This window comes from Snodgrassella gandavensis, assembly GCF_914768025.1.
Lineage (GTDB): Bacteria > Pseudomonadota > Gammaproteobacteria > Burkholderiales > Neisseriaceae > Snodgrassella > Snodgrassella gandavensis.
Window position 1 is genome coordinate 1 of record NZ_CAJZCE010000006.1, and the last position, 19,180, is coordinate 19,180.

General features: G+C 38.9%; 13 protein-coding genes. 6 read left to right on the forward strand and 7 right to left on the reverse strand.

Annotation, left to right across the window (positions count from 1 at the left end; all coding sequences use genetic code 11):
* Both MJ764_RS05945 and MJ764_RS05950 read right to left on the reverse strand, forming a co-directional pair.
* The coding region (locus MJ764_RS05945; protein WP_239325519.1) for a YobI family P-loop NTPase at nt 1-4,072 on the reverse strand (4,072 nt) is incomplete at its 3' end.
* 369 nt (nt 4,073-4,441) lie between these two features.
* Entirely contained in the window at nt 4,442-6,091 is a 1,650-nt protein-coding gene (locus MJ764_RS05950; protein WP_239325521.1) for a leucine-rich repeat domain-containing protein, read from the reverse strand.
* A 680-nt stretch (nt 6,092-6,771) separates the two neighbouring features.
* On the opposite strand from MJ764_RS05950, the gene galE reads away from it, so the two are divergent.
* Nucleotides 6,772-7,800, forward strand: coding sequence for a UDP-glucose 4-epimerase GalE (galE, locus tag MJ764_RS05955; RefSeq protein ID WP_239325523.1), 1,029 nt, complete (start codon nt 6,772-6,774; stop codon nt 7,798-7,800).
* 393 nt (nt 7,801-8,193) lie between these two features.
* On the forward strand, nt 8,194-9,645 hold the full coding sequence (gene tldD, locus MJ764_RS05960; protein WP_239325525.1) for a metalloprotease TldD: 1,452 nt from the start codon (nt 8,194-8,196) through the stop codon (nt 9,643-9,645).
* Between the two features lie 344 nt (nt 9,646-9,989).
* Here tldD and MJ764_RS05965 read toward each other — a convergent pair whose 3' ends face one another.
* Entirely contained in the window at nt 9,990-10,223 is a 234-nt protein-coding gene (locus MJ764_RS05965) for a hypothetical protein (RefSeq protein ID WP_239325527.1), read from the reverse strand.
* 297 nt (nt 10,224-10,520) lie between these two features.
* Between MJ764_RS05965 and MJ764_RS05970 the strand changes: the two genes are divergently transcribed.
* Entirely contained in the window at nt 10,521-11,030 is a 510-nt protein-coding gene (locus tag MJ764_RS05970) for a hypothetical protein (protein WP_239325529.1), read from the forward strand.
* Nucleotides 11,031-11,565: 535 nt separating this feature from the next.
* Here MJ764_RS05970 and MJ764_RS11455 read toward each other — a convergent pair.
* From MJ764_RS11455 to MJ764_RS05980, 3 genes are all read right to left on the reverse strand, one after another.
* A complete protein-coding gene (locus MJ764_RS11455; protein WP_275415260.1) occupies nt 11,566-11,691 on the reverse strand; it encodes a hypothetical protein in 126 nt (41 codons plus the stop codon).
* A gap of 181 nt (nt 11,692-11,872) precedes the next feature.
* Nucleotides 11,873-12,013: a hypothetical protein gene (locus MJ764_RS05975; RefSeq protein WP_239325531.1), complete on the reverse strand. Its 141-nt coding sequence runs from the start codon at nt 12,011-12,013 to the stop codon at nt 11,873-11,875.
* A gap of 15 nt (nt 12,014-12,028) precedes the next feature.
* Nucleotides 12,029-12,568: a gamma carbonic anhydrase family protein gene (locus MJ764_RS05980; RefSeq protein WP_239325533.1), complete on the reverse strand. Its 540-nt coding sequence runs from the start codon at nt 12,566-12,568 to the stop codon at nt 12,029-12,031.
* Nucleotides 12,569-12,697: 129 nt separating this feature from the next.
* Between MJ764_RS05980 and MJ764_RS05985 the strand changes: the two genes are divergently transcribed.
* The 3 genes from MJ764_RS05985 (at nt 12,698) to MJ764_RS05995 (ending at nt 17,908) form a co-directional block, all read left to right on the forward strand.
* The gene (locus MJ764_RS05985; RefSeq protein ID WP_239325535.1) at nt 12,698-14,797 is read left to right on the forward strand and encodes a M3 family metallopeptidase; all 2,100 of its coding nucleotides are present in this window, start codon (nt 12,698-12,700) and stop codon (nt 14,795-14,797) included.
* Between the two features lie 298 nt (nt 14,798-15,095).
* Nucleotides 15,096-16,799, forward strand: a complete 1,704-nt coding sequence (locus MJ764_RS05990; RefSeq protein ID WP_239325537.1) for an AAA family ATPase — start codon at nt 15,096-15,098, stop codon at nt 16,797-16,799.
* Between the two features lie 5 nt (nt 16,800-16,804).
* On the forward strand, nt 16,805-17,908 hold the full coding sequence (locus MJ764_RS05995) for a 5-methylcytosine restriction system specificity protein McrC (RefSeq protein WP_239325539.1): 1,104 nt from the start codon (nt 16,805-16,807) through the stop codon (nt 17,906-17,908).
* Nucleotides 17,909-17,999: 91 nt separating this feature from the next.
* Here MJ764_RS05995 and MJ764_RS06000 read toward each other — a convergent pair whose 3' ends face one another.
* Entirely contained in the window at nt 18,000-19,058 is a 1,059-nt protein-coding gene (locus tag MJ764_RS06000; protein WP_239325541.1) for a hypothetical protein, read from the reverse strand.
* Between the last annotated feature and the right edge of the window lie 122 nt (nt 19,059-19,180).

Here is a 19,180-nt window from a genome sequence, read left to right on the forward strand (position 1 = left end):
TAAGCGACTGAATAGCGGTATCATATTGCTTATAATTATTGATTAAATCCGCCAAATCATCAGTATCAAAATTCTTCTCCAGCACATAGGTCATTACTGCTGGTGAAAAAGAATGCCCAACAACAGATACCACTTTATCAGTACATTCCAGTAACCTGACTGCACTATTATCATCTATTGGTACTGTAATCAGCCTCAATGCCTCCGCATAATCAAACAATTCCGCATTTTCAGCGATTAAGTCCACATAGTCTGCAATATTTTCCTGTAGATAATCCAAAACTGCTTCTTCACCGCAATGCGCCCTTATAAATTCCAAAGCCCGAGCATTTTGCTTGATTGAAACTAAATCAATATGTTCATTCGCCTGTTTTACTATAAGCGACTGAATAGCGGTATCATATTGCTTATAATTATTGATTAAATCCGCCAAATCATCAGTATCAAAATTCTTCTCCAGCACATAGGTCATTACTGCTGGTGAAAAAGCTTGCTCAACAACAGATACCACTTTATCAGTACATTCCAGTAACCTCACTGCACTATTATCATCAACTGGTACTGTAATCAGCCTCAATGCCTCCGCATAATCAAACAATTCCGCATTTTCAGCGATTAAATCTATATAGTCTGCAATATTAGCCTGTAGATAATCGAAAACTGCTTCTTCACCGCAATGCGCCCTTATAAATTCCAAAGCCTGAGCATTTTGCTTGATTGAAACTAAATCAATATGTTCATTCGCCTGTTTTACTATAAGCGCCTGAATAGCGGTATCATATTGCTTATAATTATTGATTAAATCCGCCAAATCATCAGTATCAAAATTGTTCTCCAGCACATAGGTCATTACCGCTGGTGAAAAAGAATGCTCAATAACAGATACCACTTTATCAGTACATTCCAGTAACCTGATTGCACTATTATCATCTATTGGTACTGTAATTAGCCTCAATGCCTCCGCATAATCAAACAATTCGGTATTTTCAGCTACTAAATCCAGATAGTTAGTAAAATTTTTCTGGATAAAGTATAAAGCATCCTCTTCATCATAATTATTTCTGATAAATTTCAAGGTATTTATACTCTCTGATTTATCATTTTCTAGTTCCAAACAAATTATTTTTTCATCAATCAGGATTTTAAATTTATTTCTACTTATACTATCAATATTGAAATTGGGTTGCCAAAAACCTAAAGTTGATAATATTTCTCTATATTTATTATCACTGATATTTTGATTAATAATTACTTTATCAAAAAACTTACGTCTCACCTCTACGTTTTCATCATTACGGATTGGTTTAAAATCTAGAACTTTTTTATTACTGTTTATAAATTCAATTAAAGGTTCATCCACTTCTTGCGCATGTTGAAAATAACACAGAATATTTTCTTCGTTATAGTCAAGTTTGCCCGGATACAATAATTTTTGCCATAACTCTGTATTTTCAACCGTATCTAATCTAGTAATGGTTGTACACAGATAATCTATATATTCCAGCTTGTGTTCTTCAGTAATATCTTGGTGATTTAACAGTTGTAATACCTCTGTTTCATCATCTTTTATCTGTTTTTGACAATTAGCCAATAGTATATGCATGTAGGCGTCTATATTTTGTGCAATATACTGGGCTAAAGGGGTATCAGTCTCACTTATAATACTTGTGTAATTCTTATGAAGAATATCATCATTGTTTGCAGAAGAATATTGCGTAGCCAGCATTAATTGAATATTGGTAAAATTCAGCTCATACAAGTTATTCTGATAAACAGCATCAAATAAATCTTTATTAGCAGTTTCATATTCAATTTCCTTAAATTTGATTTCCAGAAATCTGAATTGTTGCATCAACTGTGTTACATCAGGATCAGTAATATTTAAATAATCACTGGTATTGGCAATATAACTGCTTAAAATACAGCTATCTGTATTTATTTTTACAATAATATCCCGTGATGAAAAATATAAGGTTTTTATCGAATAATCTTTAATTATATTTTTTGAAACTGTTGTGCTATTTGACATAAGCATAAAAGCCTGTGGGCAATGCTTATTTAATAACTGTACAAATCGTTCTAAATTTTTCTCATTGGATGACGGCCAAAATGCATTGATAAATTTCAGATTATCTTCATGCGCCAATTGATTCAAAACAGCAACTAATTCATTAATATAGTCTTGAGAACAATTTAATAGATAATTAAGTAAATTAATATTTAATACCTCTGATTTTTCAAATATGCTCTGCTGGCGCTGAAGTTTTCCAGTAATTAACTTAGGATTATTTAGTTTATATTCATACTCCTTAGCTACTTCATCTGTCACACTACGAAGAAAAGTTTTATCTGCTATAGTCAAACTGTTAGGATAGAAATAAGTCATATAATCCGCATAGGTTTCATCAATATAGCCATTACGAATCAAATATTTTAATAGAGAGAAGTATGGACTAGCTTTTATATCTAAAATTTCTTTATTTTTATCACAATGCTCTAAGCATCCAGAAAAAATTTGATCAATATTCTCCTTATTAAGAATACGCTTTAATTTTTTATCTTGTAAAGAGAATATTTCTATATGAATATTCCTTATTTCTTCTTGAAGCGATTCTATTTTTTCTCCATGTTTATTTTCTTCAATTTCTTTCAATTGCATTAGTTTATCTAATTTTTTTAATAACTCTTCTCTTTCAACCTTAGTATAAAGTGGTTTATTATTAAAGACAGTAAAGACAAACCCTTGATTAAGCTGTAAACATGCAAAATCTATTGGAAACAGATTTTTATAGGTAATCAATGCAAACATTTTATCGGCATTAAGTTGTGTGTGATTTAATTTGGAAAAATACAGATGAAATTCATTACAGATATTTTTTAGTAGCCTCATATCATTAATATATAAAGATATTCCTTCCAAGAAACCTTTATCTATTTCATGATTATCTACATACCCCTTTAAAAATATTATTAGTTGATCATAGGAATTCGAGCCGTCAACAACAGGAATAACCGGAATAATAAAATCAAAAAATTTTGTTCTGTCTTTGGTGGAAAAGATATCATCACGCAGCAAATAGAAAAATCTCAATGTATGCTTTTTCTGATACTGTTTAAGCTGATTATTCGCTAGAGTATTGATTTCCCGTAACCGTTCAAAGATATGCCGGTTCTCAAACCGGTCGATATCTTCAAATACAATTACATCTACATTAGCATGGGCGAATATATACACTACTTCATTTAAATACCTGTCAAAAAAAGAATCACTGCATTCCGTGACAATTTCTATTTCATTGCCCTGTAATTTTAGTTTTTTGAATATATTTTTATGTTTCTGGATTTTAATTACATAGTTGAGAAAAATTGCAAACAAAGCAATATTCCATATACCACAAGACAATATGAAGCTATTAGTTGTTGACGTTAGTAACAAATCTTTTAAGCAACTATCATCCAAAGATAAAACAAACGCTTTCCATGCCGCCGAGAAAATAATATCCAGCATCAGAAGAATAAAAATAATACTACTTATAGTGATACCCAATAAATCTCTTTTACTGATTATTCTTTTAACAGCAAAATTGCTTTGCGGTATTTGTTCCGCTGGAATTTGATGAATCAGCTGATTAAGAATCTTAGCTTCCAGAACAGCTAACTCATTAGTCGCATGTACTGAATTTTCTTTGTCGTTTGGGTGTGCAGATAATTGATTATTTTCTGAACGAAAATGAGCCAGTGATATATGCAAAAACTTTTTGTTTTTACTCTGGCTTTCGTCTTGGCGGTTGTTTACTTGAATACGTTTAATCTCCTCTTTATACGATTCAATCAGGCTGCTTTTACCCGAACCATATGCGCCTGATATTCCTACATTTCTGACATCTTCGTGTTCAAACACATAATCGAATGCTTCTTGATAAGCATCTAATTTTACATCGGTATAAGGTGTTAATTTCTGATACTCATATTTTTTCTCTTTTTGTATATCAGCAGAATTTTTCTGCTTATTTGGATTTATTTTGTTCCGAATCCAACTCCACCTCCTTTTTAAAGACGATTTAATATTCATATTAGTCATGTTTAGAATTATTCAGCCAGTAATATACAAATTTGCATTTTAGTGTATATTTTTACTAAAAATCAATATTCTAAACATTGATATTTGCCGCTAGCTATTGCTGCAAATAATTTTGAATACTATAATATCCAAGTCATTCCTTTTATAGGCTACACAATAAGCCTGGATATCTGCCACCATCGGTGCACAAGCCAATCAGTTTAAAAACCAAGTTAGTTAGCTAAAATACATTACCTATATTGTTATCCCCTTTAAAATACTTCAACCATGCTTAAATAAATATCCAGAGATTTTTACTAAATTCTGGCAATCATCAGTTGATGCTCGCCAGAATCAAAGAATCTTTCAACTTAGCAGATATTATTTAAAAGATAGTTTTTGCTGCAACTGCGCGACACAATCTCTTGCTGCCTGTTTAAGTTCACTGGCTTCTGGATTGATAAATTCTTTGTTGACATACTGTTCGAATTGTTCCAGATTGCCAATGAGGAATTCATTCATAAAAATTTTAAATTCTTCATACAGATAGGCAGCAAAAATCGCTTTTTTTCTGGAAGTACAGTTTTTTCTGTAGGCAATGTTTTTTATCTTGTTAAGGCTCAGACTCAGCCATCTGACATCCAGATTTTCAGGCAAATATCTGATGGCAGTATTTTTTAGATTGATGCCATGACTAAGCTTCAAATTATTCGGCAATTTACTGATTCTAGTGTCATTCAGTAACATGCATTTTTCTACTTTCAAACCTGCTGGTAAAGATTTAATTTTGGTTTTGCTTATATCCAGTGTATCACCTACATATAGATTGTCTGGCAGTTTTTTTATTTTGCTGTCACTTATTCTTAAATCAGTTTCTATGCGCAGATTATCAGGTAAATTTCTGATTTTGGTACCAGTTAAAACCAGTTCATTTATTTCTTGCAGATTTTCCGGTAGCCTGTCAATTGGGGAAAAACTTAAATCCAGTCCATTTTTAACATTGAAATTTTTGGGTAATTTTTTAACTCTGGTACATTGCAAGTTAAGGGTACCGCCAACGCTAAGGTTTTTAGGCAGCTTTTTAATATCTGTGCTTTCAAGATATAGCTCCCCACCTACACTTAAATTTTTCGGCAATTTTTTAATTTCAGAAAATTCCAGATTTAAACTATCTTTTATTTTCAGATTATCTGGAAGTTTCTTTATTTTGCTACAGGAGATATCTAAACTATCAAATCTGCCATTAAAATTTTTCAACATTTGATAGATTTTTGTGCCGGACAATGACAGCCAGCCGTTTACTGTAAGATTTACCGGTAATCTTTTAATCCATGTGGCATTCAGATTTAAATCTCCATTGATAGTTAAATTAGGCGGCAATTCTTCAATACCAGTATTGCATAAATCTAAACTACCTTTGACAACTAAATCATCAGGAAATTCTTTTATTTTGGTACTACGAAGATCCAAGCTACCGGCCACATTGAGATTTGCCGGAAGTACTTTAATTTGCGTACTGCTTAAATCCAGATCACCATGTACATATAAATCATCAGGTAAAATATCGATTGGACAGTTTTTCAGACATATGCTACCTTTTATATTGAATTTTTCTGGTAGTTTGGTAATGACGGTTTCTGAAGCGTCAAAATCGCCCATTACCGTCAAATTTTCTGGTAATACATCAATTCTAGTATGAAATATATGCAAGTAACCATTGATGGTTAAATTTTCTGGTAATGCATCAATAGGTGTATAACTCAAATTCAGGCTACCGCCAATTTTTAAATCTGCCGGTAGTGCTTTAATTTGTGTAGATATCAAATATAACCCCCCTTGTACAATCAAATTATTGGGCAGTTTTTCTATTTTGTTGCCATATAAATCTAAATCACCATAAACTGTTAAATTATCAGGTAATTTTTCCAGACCGATTTGTCTTAAATTTAGATTTTCAAGTACACTAATAGTGTGATTTGCAATAGTATATTTAATTTGTTTTTGATCTAATATTTCAATAAATTTTTCCATTTGTCTAAATCTGTGTAGTTATAAACATTAATAAAATATGATATAGGTATTTATTCAAATTATTTATGCATATGTAATATGTGTTGGGTTGATGATATTTATGCAAAACTAATTTGATAAATATGTTAAATAGATATAATCTATAATTTGATAGCACACGATTTTGTGTATTTTTCTTCAAAAAAATAATTTTTATTTATTTGAGAAAGAAATAAACACGTGCAGTTTAGCCGGAATCGGGCTGCTTTTGTGGTTGTTGAAAGAAAGAAAATTAATACAGCTACAATATAGAAATAATACATTGCTGAAAGTTGTTTAACTGCTAGCTCTAGCAGTAGTGAGGTACTGCAAATGTACACCAAAGAATAATATGTGTAAATAATCTTCTGATGATAAAGGGCCACTATTTACGAAGTGTTGGTTAAAAACATCTTAAATAGTCATCCATACACTGCTGCCAGAGCTTATTCAGGTAAATTATGTTGTTACGTTTCGATGCTGGCTAGCATCCTTTGCCGCTATAAATTAGTCACTTTTTATTAATTCAATCTCGCTATAATTACAGGATGCTGCTCACACATGAGTTTTTAATTGATGTAGTCAGACTATACAGGTGGCACACTGCTGCCTGATTTCTGGTTATTACTTTGTTTTGTTCAAAAAGGCATTACGGATAATTTATGGCCATTCTGGTAACAGGCGGCGCCGGCTTTATCGGCTCCCATACCTCTGTACAGTTACTCAATGCCGGCCACGATGTGGTTATTATTGATAATCTGTGCAATGCTTCACCTGCGGTATTACCGCGTTTAAGCCGGATTACTGGTAAAGAAGTAACATTTTATCAGGGAGATATTCGTGATCGCGGTTTGCTGCAAGATATTTTTACCCGTCACTGCATTGAGCATGTGCTACATTTTGCCGGTTTGAAAGCGGTAGGTGAAAGTGTGCGCGAGCCACTGAAATATTATGATAATAATGTCAGTGGTAGTTTGATTCTGGTGGAAGAAATGGCGAAAGCCGAGGTATTTAATCTGGTGTTCAGCTCTTCCGCCACGGTGTATGGTACGCCGGATACAGTTCCGATTGATGAAAGCGCTGCTACCGGTGGCACAACCAATCCATATGGTACATCCAAATATATGGTAGAGCGGATGTTAATGGATATACAGGCGACAGATGCGCGCTGGAGTATCACCTTACTGCGTTATTTCAATCCGGTAGGTGCGCATGAATCCGGCCTGATTGGTGAAGACCCGAATGGCATTCCGAATAATCTGCTGCCGTATATCTGTCAGGTAGCGGTAGGCAAGCTGGCACAATTATCGGTATTTGGTGATGATTATCCTACTGCCGATGGTACGGGTGTACGTGATTATATTCATGTGATGGATCTGGCCGATGGGCATTTAAGTGCTATGCGCGCTACGGGCAATCGGCCGGGTGTACATATTTACAATCTGGGTACGGGTCAGGGCTATTCGGTACTGGAAATTGTGCGCGCTTTTGAAGCAGCCAGCGGCCAGAAAATTCCTTATCAGATTGTTCCTCGCCGCGCCGGCGACATAGCTAGCTGCTATGCCAATCCTGAGCGCGCTGCACAGGAACTGGGCTGGCAGGCACAGCGTGATCTGGCTTGTATGATGGCCGATGCCTGGCGCTGGCAAGAACTCAATCCGCAAGGTTATGGCAGTGCTGATTTGGCCTGATTGCTGCCATTCCTATATTTAAACATCAAAGCCACTGAGGATATCAGTGGCTTTGATGTTTTCGGTTTTTGAGTTTTGATGCAAAATTTAACGCTAATCGCTAAGCCGCTCCTGAAAAATAGGTTTAAAGATACTTGAGATCGTTACCGGTTAACTATCGCTAACTAACTGGTAAGACATATTATAATATAATGATAATAATTATCAATATCATTGTAGTAATTTTTACATAATGTTTTTTCCTGTCGCTAAAACAATTCTGCTTCTGCTTTTGATGCGACAGATGGCTGTCACACAGAGACAGCTTGTTTTCGGTATAATTGCCCACAATTGTATTCTGGTTAAACCATTTCCCTGTTTGTGCTTTTGTCACAACTCAACCTTTTATTGCTCATGCCTATCTCTACTCAAACTGCTCAACTTGTGCACCAACAGCTACTGGCCGATAACGAGCTGGCCGTGGCTGATTTTACTCATGCATTGTCACTGATGGGTGCTCACCACATTGATTATGCCGATATCTACTGCCAGCGCAGTACTTATGAAAGCTGGCATCTGGAAGAAGGCATGGTGAAATCAGGCAGTTTCCAGATTGAGCAGGGCGTGGGGGTACGCGCGGTAAGTGGGGAAAAAACGGCGTTTGCCTATGCCGATAATCTGAATGTACAGGCATTAACCAATGCTGCGCAGGCGGTACGGGCGATTGGTCAGGCCGGGCAGCAGCGATCAGTTGGCCTGACTACGCCACCGCTGGCCAAACCATTGTATAGTATGGCCAATCCGATGCTAAGTCTGGATGCGGCAGCCAAAGTGGCTTTATTGCAGCGGGTGGAAACACTGGCAAAAGCAGCAGATCCGCGCATTGTGCAGGTAATGGCCGGACTGGTATGCGAACACGAGCTGATTTATCTGGCACGGCTGGATGGACGGATACATACTGATATTCGCCCGCTGGTGCGCTTGTCAGTGACGGTAATTGCCAAACAGGGTGAGCGGCGTGAACAGGGCAGCAGTGGCGGTGGCGGCCGCTTTGACCTGGGCTATTTTGATGAAGCCATGCTTAAATCGTATGTGGATACAGCTGTGGCACAGGCGTTGACTAATCTGGAGGCGCGTCCGGCACCAGCAGGTTCGATGACGGTGGTTTTGGGTAACGGCTGGCCGGGTGTATTGTTGCATGAAGCTGTTGGCCATGGTCTGGAAGGTGATTTTAACCGCAAGGGTACCAGTGCATTTGCCGGCCGACTGGGTGAGCGTGTTGCCGCGAAGGGGGTGACAGTGGTGGATCAGGGTAATATTGCTGAACGCCGCGGCTCTCTGAACATCGATGATGAGGGTAATGCTACCAGACGCACTGTGCTGATTGAAGACGGTATTTTATGCGGTTATTTGCAGGACGAAACCAATGCCCGCCTGATGGGGGTACCGGTAACCGGTAATGGCCGGCGTGAAAACTATGCTTCAGCACCGATGCCGCGTATGACTAATACTTATATGGAAAACGGCCAGCTTAATCCTGAAGAAATTATTGCTTCTGTCGATAAAGGCTTATATGCAGTGAATTTTGGTGGCGGACAGGTAGACATTACCAGCGGCAAGTTTGTATTCAGTGCTTCGGAAGCATGGTGGGTTGAAAACGGCAAGCTACAGTACCCGGTTAAAGGAGCCACCATCATCGGCAGCGGCCCTGAGGTATTAAAACATGTCAGTATGATTGGTAATAACACCAGTCTGGACAGTGGTGTGGGCGTATGTGGTAAAGACGGCCAGAGCGTTCCGGTAGGTGTGGGGCAGCCCACTTTGCGTATTGATGCTGGCCTTACCGTTGGCGGTAGCCAAACTTAATCAGCACCAAACCAGTAAACAAAAACGGGCGAGCATTTCTGCGCCCGTTTTTGTTTTTACTCTGGCCATGGGTGTAACTTTATTATGGCCTGCGCTTAAACTGCCTGAGTAGAATCGTATTCAGGTTTTCATCGCGGTTATTATACTAAAATTCGCACTTTGTCTGGTGCAGATAAATATTTATCTACGCTAGTATTATTAAACATGTCCAGCCACCATGTCCCTAATGACCAGAACAAGCTGTCTGATGATTTTTTTCTTTACGCTGTATTAAGCTTTTATTACTGTGATGCAATTGTTCCCGCATCAATCAGCATAGCATACGGATTTCAGCAGCGTACTGGCTAAACTGCACTGATGCATCGTTCACCACATAACATCAGCCGGTAGCGTTTGGGAATGATTTCTACACATACTTTGCTTTCTCGGCACCACAAACCACAAATAAAAATTTTATCCGCAATACTGTCGCAATAATCACGATACGGCTGGATGTAGTCATCGGTTATCGTTATGTCACAATGAGCAGGTGGTTCCAATGCCAACAACAGCACTATCCGGCTGTACTGCTTGTACATAAATTTATCGACACCAATTTGGTACCGCCCCCTTAACTGGTCAATTTTCGATGCAGGTAAATATTCTGCAAGTAAATTTTTGATATAGCAAAATTTTGTTTCGTTTGCAGGAACATAATAGTAATATTTATTAATTGTTTCCATAACACCTTTTTAAGCTACTTCTTTAACCTAAGCTATTCTGTGAGCCGCCATATGTTTGTTACCCGAAAAATCAAATCTAAGCCCAGCCTGATAAAGTTCCTGATAGTCAGCACTTTATTAAGTTTAAACTTTAATCTTGCCATGGCGCAGGATATGCCGAACGATGCAGCCCCACAGGCGCGGATACGTATATTCGGGCAAAACGGCAAGCCTACCAATATGAAATACAGCTTTCAGGGACATGTGGTAAAAGAATCAACCGGTGGCAATATGGGCGGTGCATTTGCTTCATTATTGGGTGTAGCCCGTAACAGCACTATCGGCATACCAGCCACTACCACTCTGGATACCATGAGGCAGCATAATCACAATCTGTCGAAGCTGTATTACCGTGAATTCACTATCCCGGCCAACGTACCCATTACCATATCCAACGCCATTATTGGCCTAACCAACGTTAACGATACCCATCATGATGGAAAAATAATTACTTACCAGCCATCATGCCAGAGTAACAAGCTCACATTTGTGGCCAGACCAGGTAGAGATTACGAAGCTATTGCTGCTTCCACATCCGCCCAGTGTGGTGTTATTCTGCTGGAGGTAAATGCAGATGGTTCAACGACACCATTGGTTAACGTAGAAGAATCTGCTGACCACTAAAATTACAAACTAGTGCTGCCTTATTCGCGACTACATTCATAGTCACAGATTTAAGGCGGCTATAGCCATAATGATTTAAGCCAGCCAACTGGCCATGTTGCCACTGGCTGGTAAAATTAAACGTTTACATAAAATTTGAAACTATCTGGATAAATAAAATACCCGCAGCTATATATCTCTCTCTTAACAAAACCTGTCAATCAGGCATTTTTCGGATAGCAGTGGGAACACAAGGTGCCCATTTCCTGATTTTCTGTATACAGAAAACAAAGCATTTGCTGATACTTCCAAAAGAAACTTCAAGTCTGCCTGCATTTCCCCAACTTTCGCCCTTGGCCACCAGCAAAATCCACACCAGATAGCGGTACCTGTTTTTATATTTTTCTGTATCTTTCTTAACAGGCCAGTTATAACCATGACTATAGCAACGGCCAGATTGCAAATCTGTACAATCAAACCTATAAAACAAAAAAGTGGTTGCATTCGCCAGATAAACATTTCTGGCAAACACAACCACTTTTGATCAATACAACAATTAATTAGATTCTACTGCGGCCTGTACATCGCTATACGGAGCTTCTTTAGTAGCGGAATGTGTCGTTGCACAGGCAGACAGTGCCATAGCAGCCAATAAAGCCCCGATTCCTAATAATTTTTTCATCATAGTGTCCTTTGTGATTGGTTTGAAAAACTGCTTTGCTAATCCAGTTTAACTCTACCACTATAACAATCAGTCCATACAAATTTTGCATTTTCCAACTGCATAATATACCCATTTTACGACACTAATTAATTCATATAGGACAATAATTTATACTTGCCAAGTTATTTAAGCAGTAAATTTAATGGCCAGTATGAGATGATTCCACCCCACCTTTAAGATTGCCATATACTTCAGTCTGGCCAACGCCGGTACCATGGCTGGCACAACCTGCTAACACCAGTACACTGCACAACAAGCCTAGAGATAAAAATTTCTTCATTCCATCATCCTTACATTAAGAGTTAACTTGGTAGTTTCGCATCAGTTTGACATAATGCATCGCAGAATATGGCAAAAACTCACGTTCTTTTTCTGTTAACGGGCGAATTTGCTGCACGGGAGAACCCATATACAAATAGCCACTGGCCAGCCGTTTGCGTGGCGGAACCAAACTGCCAGCACCAATCATCACCTCATCTTCAATAATAGCGTCATCCAGCACGATTGAATTGATACCCACTAGAACGCGATTACCAATGGTGCAGCCATGCAGATTAACATGATGGCCGATGGTTACATCTTCACCAATCAGCAGGGGTGAACCATCCGGCTTTGCCGCTGTTTTATGGCTTACATGCAGCATACAGTGATCCTGAATATTGCTTCTGGCGCCAATCTGCATCCGGTTCACATCTGCACGAATCACCGCAAATGGCCACACAGATACCTGTTCGTGCAACACCACATCCCCGATAACCACTGCCATATCATCTATATAACAACTATCAGCAATTTGTGGTTGCGTATCTAAATAAGAACGAATATTGTTTTTCATGGTTTTGACCTTATCCTATTACATTATACAACATCATTTAGAGCAGAAGATAAACAGCAGCTCCTGTCCCATCCACCCGATTTACCTGAAAAGCCGCAAATTTACAGGTATTTTTCTCATGAGAATACTATGTCTGAAAATGTTTTGTTGAATCTGGATAGCGAACCGCGCTTTGATGCCATCAGCGCCACTGATATTGAACCGGCCATGACTGAAGCCATGAATCAGGCCAATGCCGCCATTACCGCGCTGAAAGCAGAATCTGGCGTAAACTGGAATAACACGGTAGAAGCATTAACCAATATCACCGAACGTGTCGGCCGTATCTGGGGGGTGGTTGCCCATTTAAACAGCGTGGCCGATACGCCTGAATTACGCGCAGCCTATAATGCCCTGATGCCAAAAGTAAGCGAATTTTTCACTGCCATCAGTCAGGATATCGCTTTATATGAGCGCTTCAAGAATATCAAGGCCAGTGCAGAATATGCACAATTGAGCGCAGCACAGCAAACCAAACTGAATCATGATTTACGCGATTTCGTTCTGAGCGGCGCCGAATTGCCGGCACAGGAACAAGCCGAATTTGCAGCCTTGCAGGCTGAAGGCGCACAACTTTCTGCTGCATTCAGCCAGAATGTACTTGATGCCACCGACGCGTTTGCATTGTATTTTGCCAATGGAGAAGCACTGGCCGGCAAAGAGAATGCATCCAGCCACAGCAGCACCGCTGCCGATTTTGCCCACGACAGTGAAATCAGCGGGCTGACAGAAGAAGCTCTGGCCATGTTTGCCGCCGCAGCCGAAGCCGCAGGTAAAACCGGCTATAAAATCGGCCTGCAAATGCCGCATTATCTGGCCGTAATGCAATACGCGCACAACCGTGAACTGCGTCGGCAGCTCTATCATGCCTACTCAACCCGTGCCAGCGAGCTGGGTGACGCCAAATGGGATAATACCGCCAATATCAACCGTATCCTGCAAATCGCCGCACGTGAAGCACAATTACTGGGTTTTCAGAATTATGCCGAACTGTCTCTGGCCACCAAAATGGCCGATACGCCGCAGCAGGTACTGGCATTCCTGCAAGACTTGGCCAGTCGCGCTAAACCATTTGCCGAAAAAGATTTGGCCGAAGTTAAAGCATTTGCCCATGAACAGCTCGGACTGGATGATTTACAGCCATGGGATGTTACCTATGCCAGCGAAAAACTGCGTCAGGCCAAGTATGCATTCAGCCAGACTGAAGTAAAAAAATATTTCCCCGCCGACCGCGTACTGGCCGGTCTGTTTGCCCAGATTGACAAACTATATGGCGTGCATTTTATTGAAAAGCAGGTACCGGTATGGCACCCGGATGTACGCTATTATGAGCTGGAACAGGGCGGTGCCATTATTGGCGGTGTATACATGGATTTGTATGCCCGTGCCGGTAAGCGCGGTGGCGCATGGATGAATGACTACCGCGGCCGCCGCCGTTTCACCAGCGGAGATCATACCGGCCAGCTCCAGACACCGATTGCCTATCTGGTATGCAACTTTACCCCACCCGTAGCCGGTAATACTGCACGCTTAAGCCACGATGAAATCTTGACTCTGTTCCACGAAACTGGTCACGGCCTGCATCATCTGCTTACTCAGGTAGATGAGCTGGGTGTATCCGGCATTAATGGCGTGGAGTGGGATGCTGTAGAAATGCCCAGCCAGTTTATGGAAAACTTTGTCTGGGAATACGATGTGCTGGCTGGCATGAGTAGCCATCAGGATACCGGCGCGCCTTTACCTAAAGAGCTTTACGACAAAATGCTGGCGGCTAAAAACTTCCAGACCGGCCTGTTTATGCTGCGCCAGATGGAATTTGCCCAGTTTGATATGGAAATCTACAGCCATCCGGGCTGCGACTGGCAACAAACCTTGCAGGAAGTGCGCCGCAGGGTAGCGGTGATGCCACAGCCAGACTTTAACCGCTTTGCCCATTCGTTCAGCCATATCTTTGCCGGTGGTTATTCTGCCGGTTACTACAGCTATAGCTGGGCAGAAGTGCTTTCTGCTGATATCTATGCTGCGTTTGAGGAAGAAGCTGATGCAGCTGCCACAGGTAAGCGTTTCTGGCGTGAAGTCCTTGCGGTAGGCGGCTCCCGCCCGGCCATGGCGTCATTCAAAGCTTTCCGCGGCCGCGAGCCACAAATTGATGCGCTGTTGCGTCATTGTGGTTTTAATGAAGCAGCCTGAATTTAGGCTCAATACAGACAACGCGGTGTATCACACCGCGTTTTTATTTGACCAGAGTTTGGGGCTGATATTGTATTAGCTATTCTGAACCAGACAGAAATTCTGCTTGTATTCAAAATAATTACCATTAAATCTATGCTGATAAACTAAAGTTTATTATTAAAAACATTCTGTACTTAAAAAAACCGGCTTATTACTACTTAACGTAATTATGTTTAAAAATTAGCTATATTAATAAAAAATAATTAACATGATATGATTTGGCTACTGCTTATGACAATTTGCATAGATGAAGAAAATGGTTAATACAAATAAAAACTATTGGTTTTTAGGGGCTTGTTTTAATGATAATGATGACCAGAGTGAACATTTTATCAACAAAGGCGAATGGCTATACAACGGCAATAATAGCAAGGATATAGAGCTGATTCGTTTAATTAGCACTGGTGATCAGGTTGCAATCAAGGCTACTTACGTACAAACAGATGATTTGCCTTTCGATACACAAGGCTACCCTGTTTCGGTAATGAAAATTAAAGCCATCGGTACTGTTATCGACAATCCGGGCGATGGTAAATCCCTGAAAATCGAGTGGCAAAAATGCACTCCTGAAAAAAAATGGTATTTTTATACCAGCTTAAAAACCATCTGGCAGGTAAATATTTCCAGCTGGCAATCTGAGCAATTGGTTAATTTCACCTTTCATAATCAGCCACAGGATATCAACAGATTTTGCAACGCACCCTATTGGCGGGAACGTTTTGGTGATATCAATCTTGCCAAACAACAATTAAATGACATTATAAATCAGGTGCAGGAAAATAATGGCTGGCAACAAACAGTACTGGGTTTCATTCAGGAGCTTTGTCAGCAAAATGATAGCGGTATTTTTACCCGGCAACAATTTCTGAATCAGTATCAGCAGCAGCTGCAAATACTATACCCAAATAATAAAACAATAGGCCAATCCGTGAGCCGAACCTTGCAGGAATTACGCGATAAAAAAATTTTGTTTTTTAAGGGAAATGGGCAATACAAACTATCAGATTATAATTCTGATACTACAGATGAAAAAGATACTGATATTCTGAAGAGTATTGACCAGCCTATAGTCAGAGAACCTTATACTCTGAACGACTTAATAGCAGAAGGCTGCTTTATCGATCCGGATCAGTTAGCAATCATTCAGGCAAGATTAACTGAAAAGAAAAACCTGATTTTACAGGGGCCACCCGGTACAGGAAAAACCTGGCTTGCCAAACGCTTGGCTCATGTAATAGTTGGCTATCGCGATTTTGATAATATTAAAGCGATCCAGTTTCATCCGAATATGTCATACGAGGATTTTATCCGTGGCTATCGCCCATCCAGTAATGGCAAGCTTGAATTAATTGATGGCCCTTTTATCGAAATAGCCAATCGGGCGAGAAACGATGCCAATACAAACTATGTAGTCGTAATTGAGGAAGTCAATCGTGGTAATCCGGCACAGATTTTTGGAGAAATGCTAACCCTGCTGGAAGCTAATAAGCGTACTGCTCAAGAAGCACTGGAATTAACCTATAAACGCGAACATGAAAAGGGCTTTTTTATTCCAGATAATCTGTATGTAATTGGTACCATGAATATTGCCGATCGTTCACTGGCGATGGTTGATTTTGCCTTGCGGCGCCGCTTTGCATTCTTCAATCTGCACCCACATTTTGGTGATATGTGGCGAGAATACATGACTGAAAAAACCACTATTTCACCAGAAAAACTACAGGATTGGCAGCAACGTATGCACCAACTGAACCAGCTAATCAGTGACGATCCCATGCTGGGAGCTGCATTTACGATCGGGCACAGCTACCTGACCAGCAATAAGCCGATAGCAGACGCTGACAACTGGTTTAGGCATATCATTCAAACTGAAATCCAGCCCTTATTGGCGGAATACTGGTTTGATGAACCGGATAAAATTAAAGATGCCATAGAATTATTACTGTCTGATGCCAGCTAGCTGTTATGAATCTGTCTAATCAATCAACAGTAAAAACTACCGTAGCCACTGTACCTATTAGAAACATTTGGCTGCTTTTACTCTATGCTTCTGACCTGTACCAGACACTTGGCAAACAGCAACGGGTACAACTGGAAAATAACCCAGAGGATCTGATCAAGCTGGTGGCCAAACTGTATTGTCAGGCCGTAGGTAAAAGGCTGATGCGCTCATTATCCTGTGGCTATCAGCAACATACTCAGGTACTGAATCGTGTCAGGGGAAAAATAGATATGCTTGTCACAACACGACAACAACTACTGGAAAAAGGCCGAATTAAATGCTATTTTGATAATTTAACCATTGATACACCTAAAAACCGTTATATCCATGCGGCTGCACATGCCTTGCTGCCACAGTTACAGGATAAGATATTAATTCGACAATGCCAGAAAATCATCAGCCGTTTTACGGTGCTGAAAATAGGCCAGTCAACTCACTATAACTATTTAACCGACTATTTCGATCAGTCAGGCAAACAGGATAAAACCCTGCTCACCCTGTGCCGGCTTATTTTTAATCTGGCCATTCCTACTGAGCTGGCAGGTATACATCAGGTCGAACAGGTAGAAAAAAACGATCACTGGTTACGGCATTTATTTGAAAAAGCAGTAGCTGGATTTTGCCGGGCAAACCTGAATAGCAACGATTGGAAAATAAGCACAGGCAAACGGTTATACTGGCAGCAGCAACAGGCTAGCTCTGGCATAAAAAATTTTCTGCCTAATATGCAAACAGATCTGATTATTGAGCATCGCAGCTGCAATCATCGGCTGATTATTGATACCAAATGCACAAATATCCTAAAACCATCTCGGTTCAGCGAAAAAACATTTAGCAGTAATCATATTTATCAACTGTTTGCTTATCTCAAAAGCCAAGAGAATATCACTGATTCAGCTTCTCTAAATGCTTCGGGAATGTTACTGTACCCTACTATAGACAGTGAAGTTAGAGAACAAGTATTCATTCAGGGTCATCACTTAAGCTTTAATACCATTGATTTAAGCCTAGACACAGCTCTTATCAGAAACAATCTATTAACCTTATTGAGTAAATGTGCCTGTTAATATATCGATTCGGATTTTTGTTTTTTATTTAAAATATGTTAGCACGAAATAATTAACAAATATTAGTTTACAATAATATATTTAATAGCGACTAAAATAATGATTTTAATTTTTCCCACCAGCTCATAGATTCCAATTTTTGTAATTTAATTTGTAATTCTTTATTTATTCTTTCAGATTCTACTAACTTAATTTCTAAGGACTGACAGTTTTCATTTGCAATATTAAGCATTTCATTCATCTTTGTGTATTTATAAAGTAATTCCTGATTTAATCTGCTAGATTCTTCTAATTTATTTTCTGAACACAGAAAATTCTGCTTCTGAAAATTTAAATCTTCTTCTATCTTTTTGTATTTATCACTTATATCGTTCTTTTCTTGCTTGCATAGCTGAATTTGTTTTATATATGATTTAAGCTCTTCTTCTTTTAAATTCAATTGTTTTTGGTAATATAGATCTGAACTAGGATCTGAAACGATACGTCCATAAACCCGTTCTGTAAATGTTTTTGTTAAAAATTGATGGTAATTCTCCACATCTGTACTATCAAATCTTTGTTTTTTGACTTCTTTTAAAAACTGAATTTTTTCTGATATATAAACTTCTATTATTGGTATATTATGGTTAAAGAAATCTTTTATTTTCTGGGGTTCGCATTTATGATTTACAACAACTTCAATTGCCACTTTACCATTCCATTTATTGGCCAGCTCACATTCAGAATCAAAATATCCAATCAGATCAGGGAAATAAAATCTCCCATTTTCAAACTGGAGCCGCGGCCCCTCTTGAAGATGTGAAAAATTTAAATGGTAACATTCTTGTCCTATTACAAATTTTATTTTTTTTAATTCCGATAAAACTGAAATAGCCACAGAATGAGAAATTGATTCATTATCTCCATTTTGGTTATTGCCACCTTTCATATTTTCAGCATATCTAAAAAAACCATTTTTAACTGGAGTCATTCTAGAGCGATTTGATTCATTTGTCTGAGTACTATAAAAAGTTAATTTATTATATTCTTCAGGAAAATTTTGTTTCATTTTCAAAACCTCCCATATATAAAATTTTCTCAGGCTTGAGTGTTGGTGTTGAATAAAATCGTTTTGTTTATTTTTAGCATATGCCCATATTTTTTTTACCATAAGCATACTCCTATATTACATACACAAAAATTTAGCAAACAAATTCCGTAGAAGATTATGCTGCATATTTAAGTACTTTATATTCAATCAGTATCATATTATTTAATGCCTCATGAGCTCCT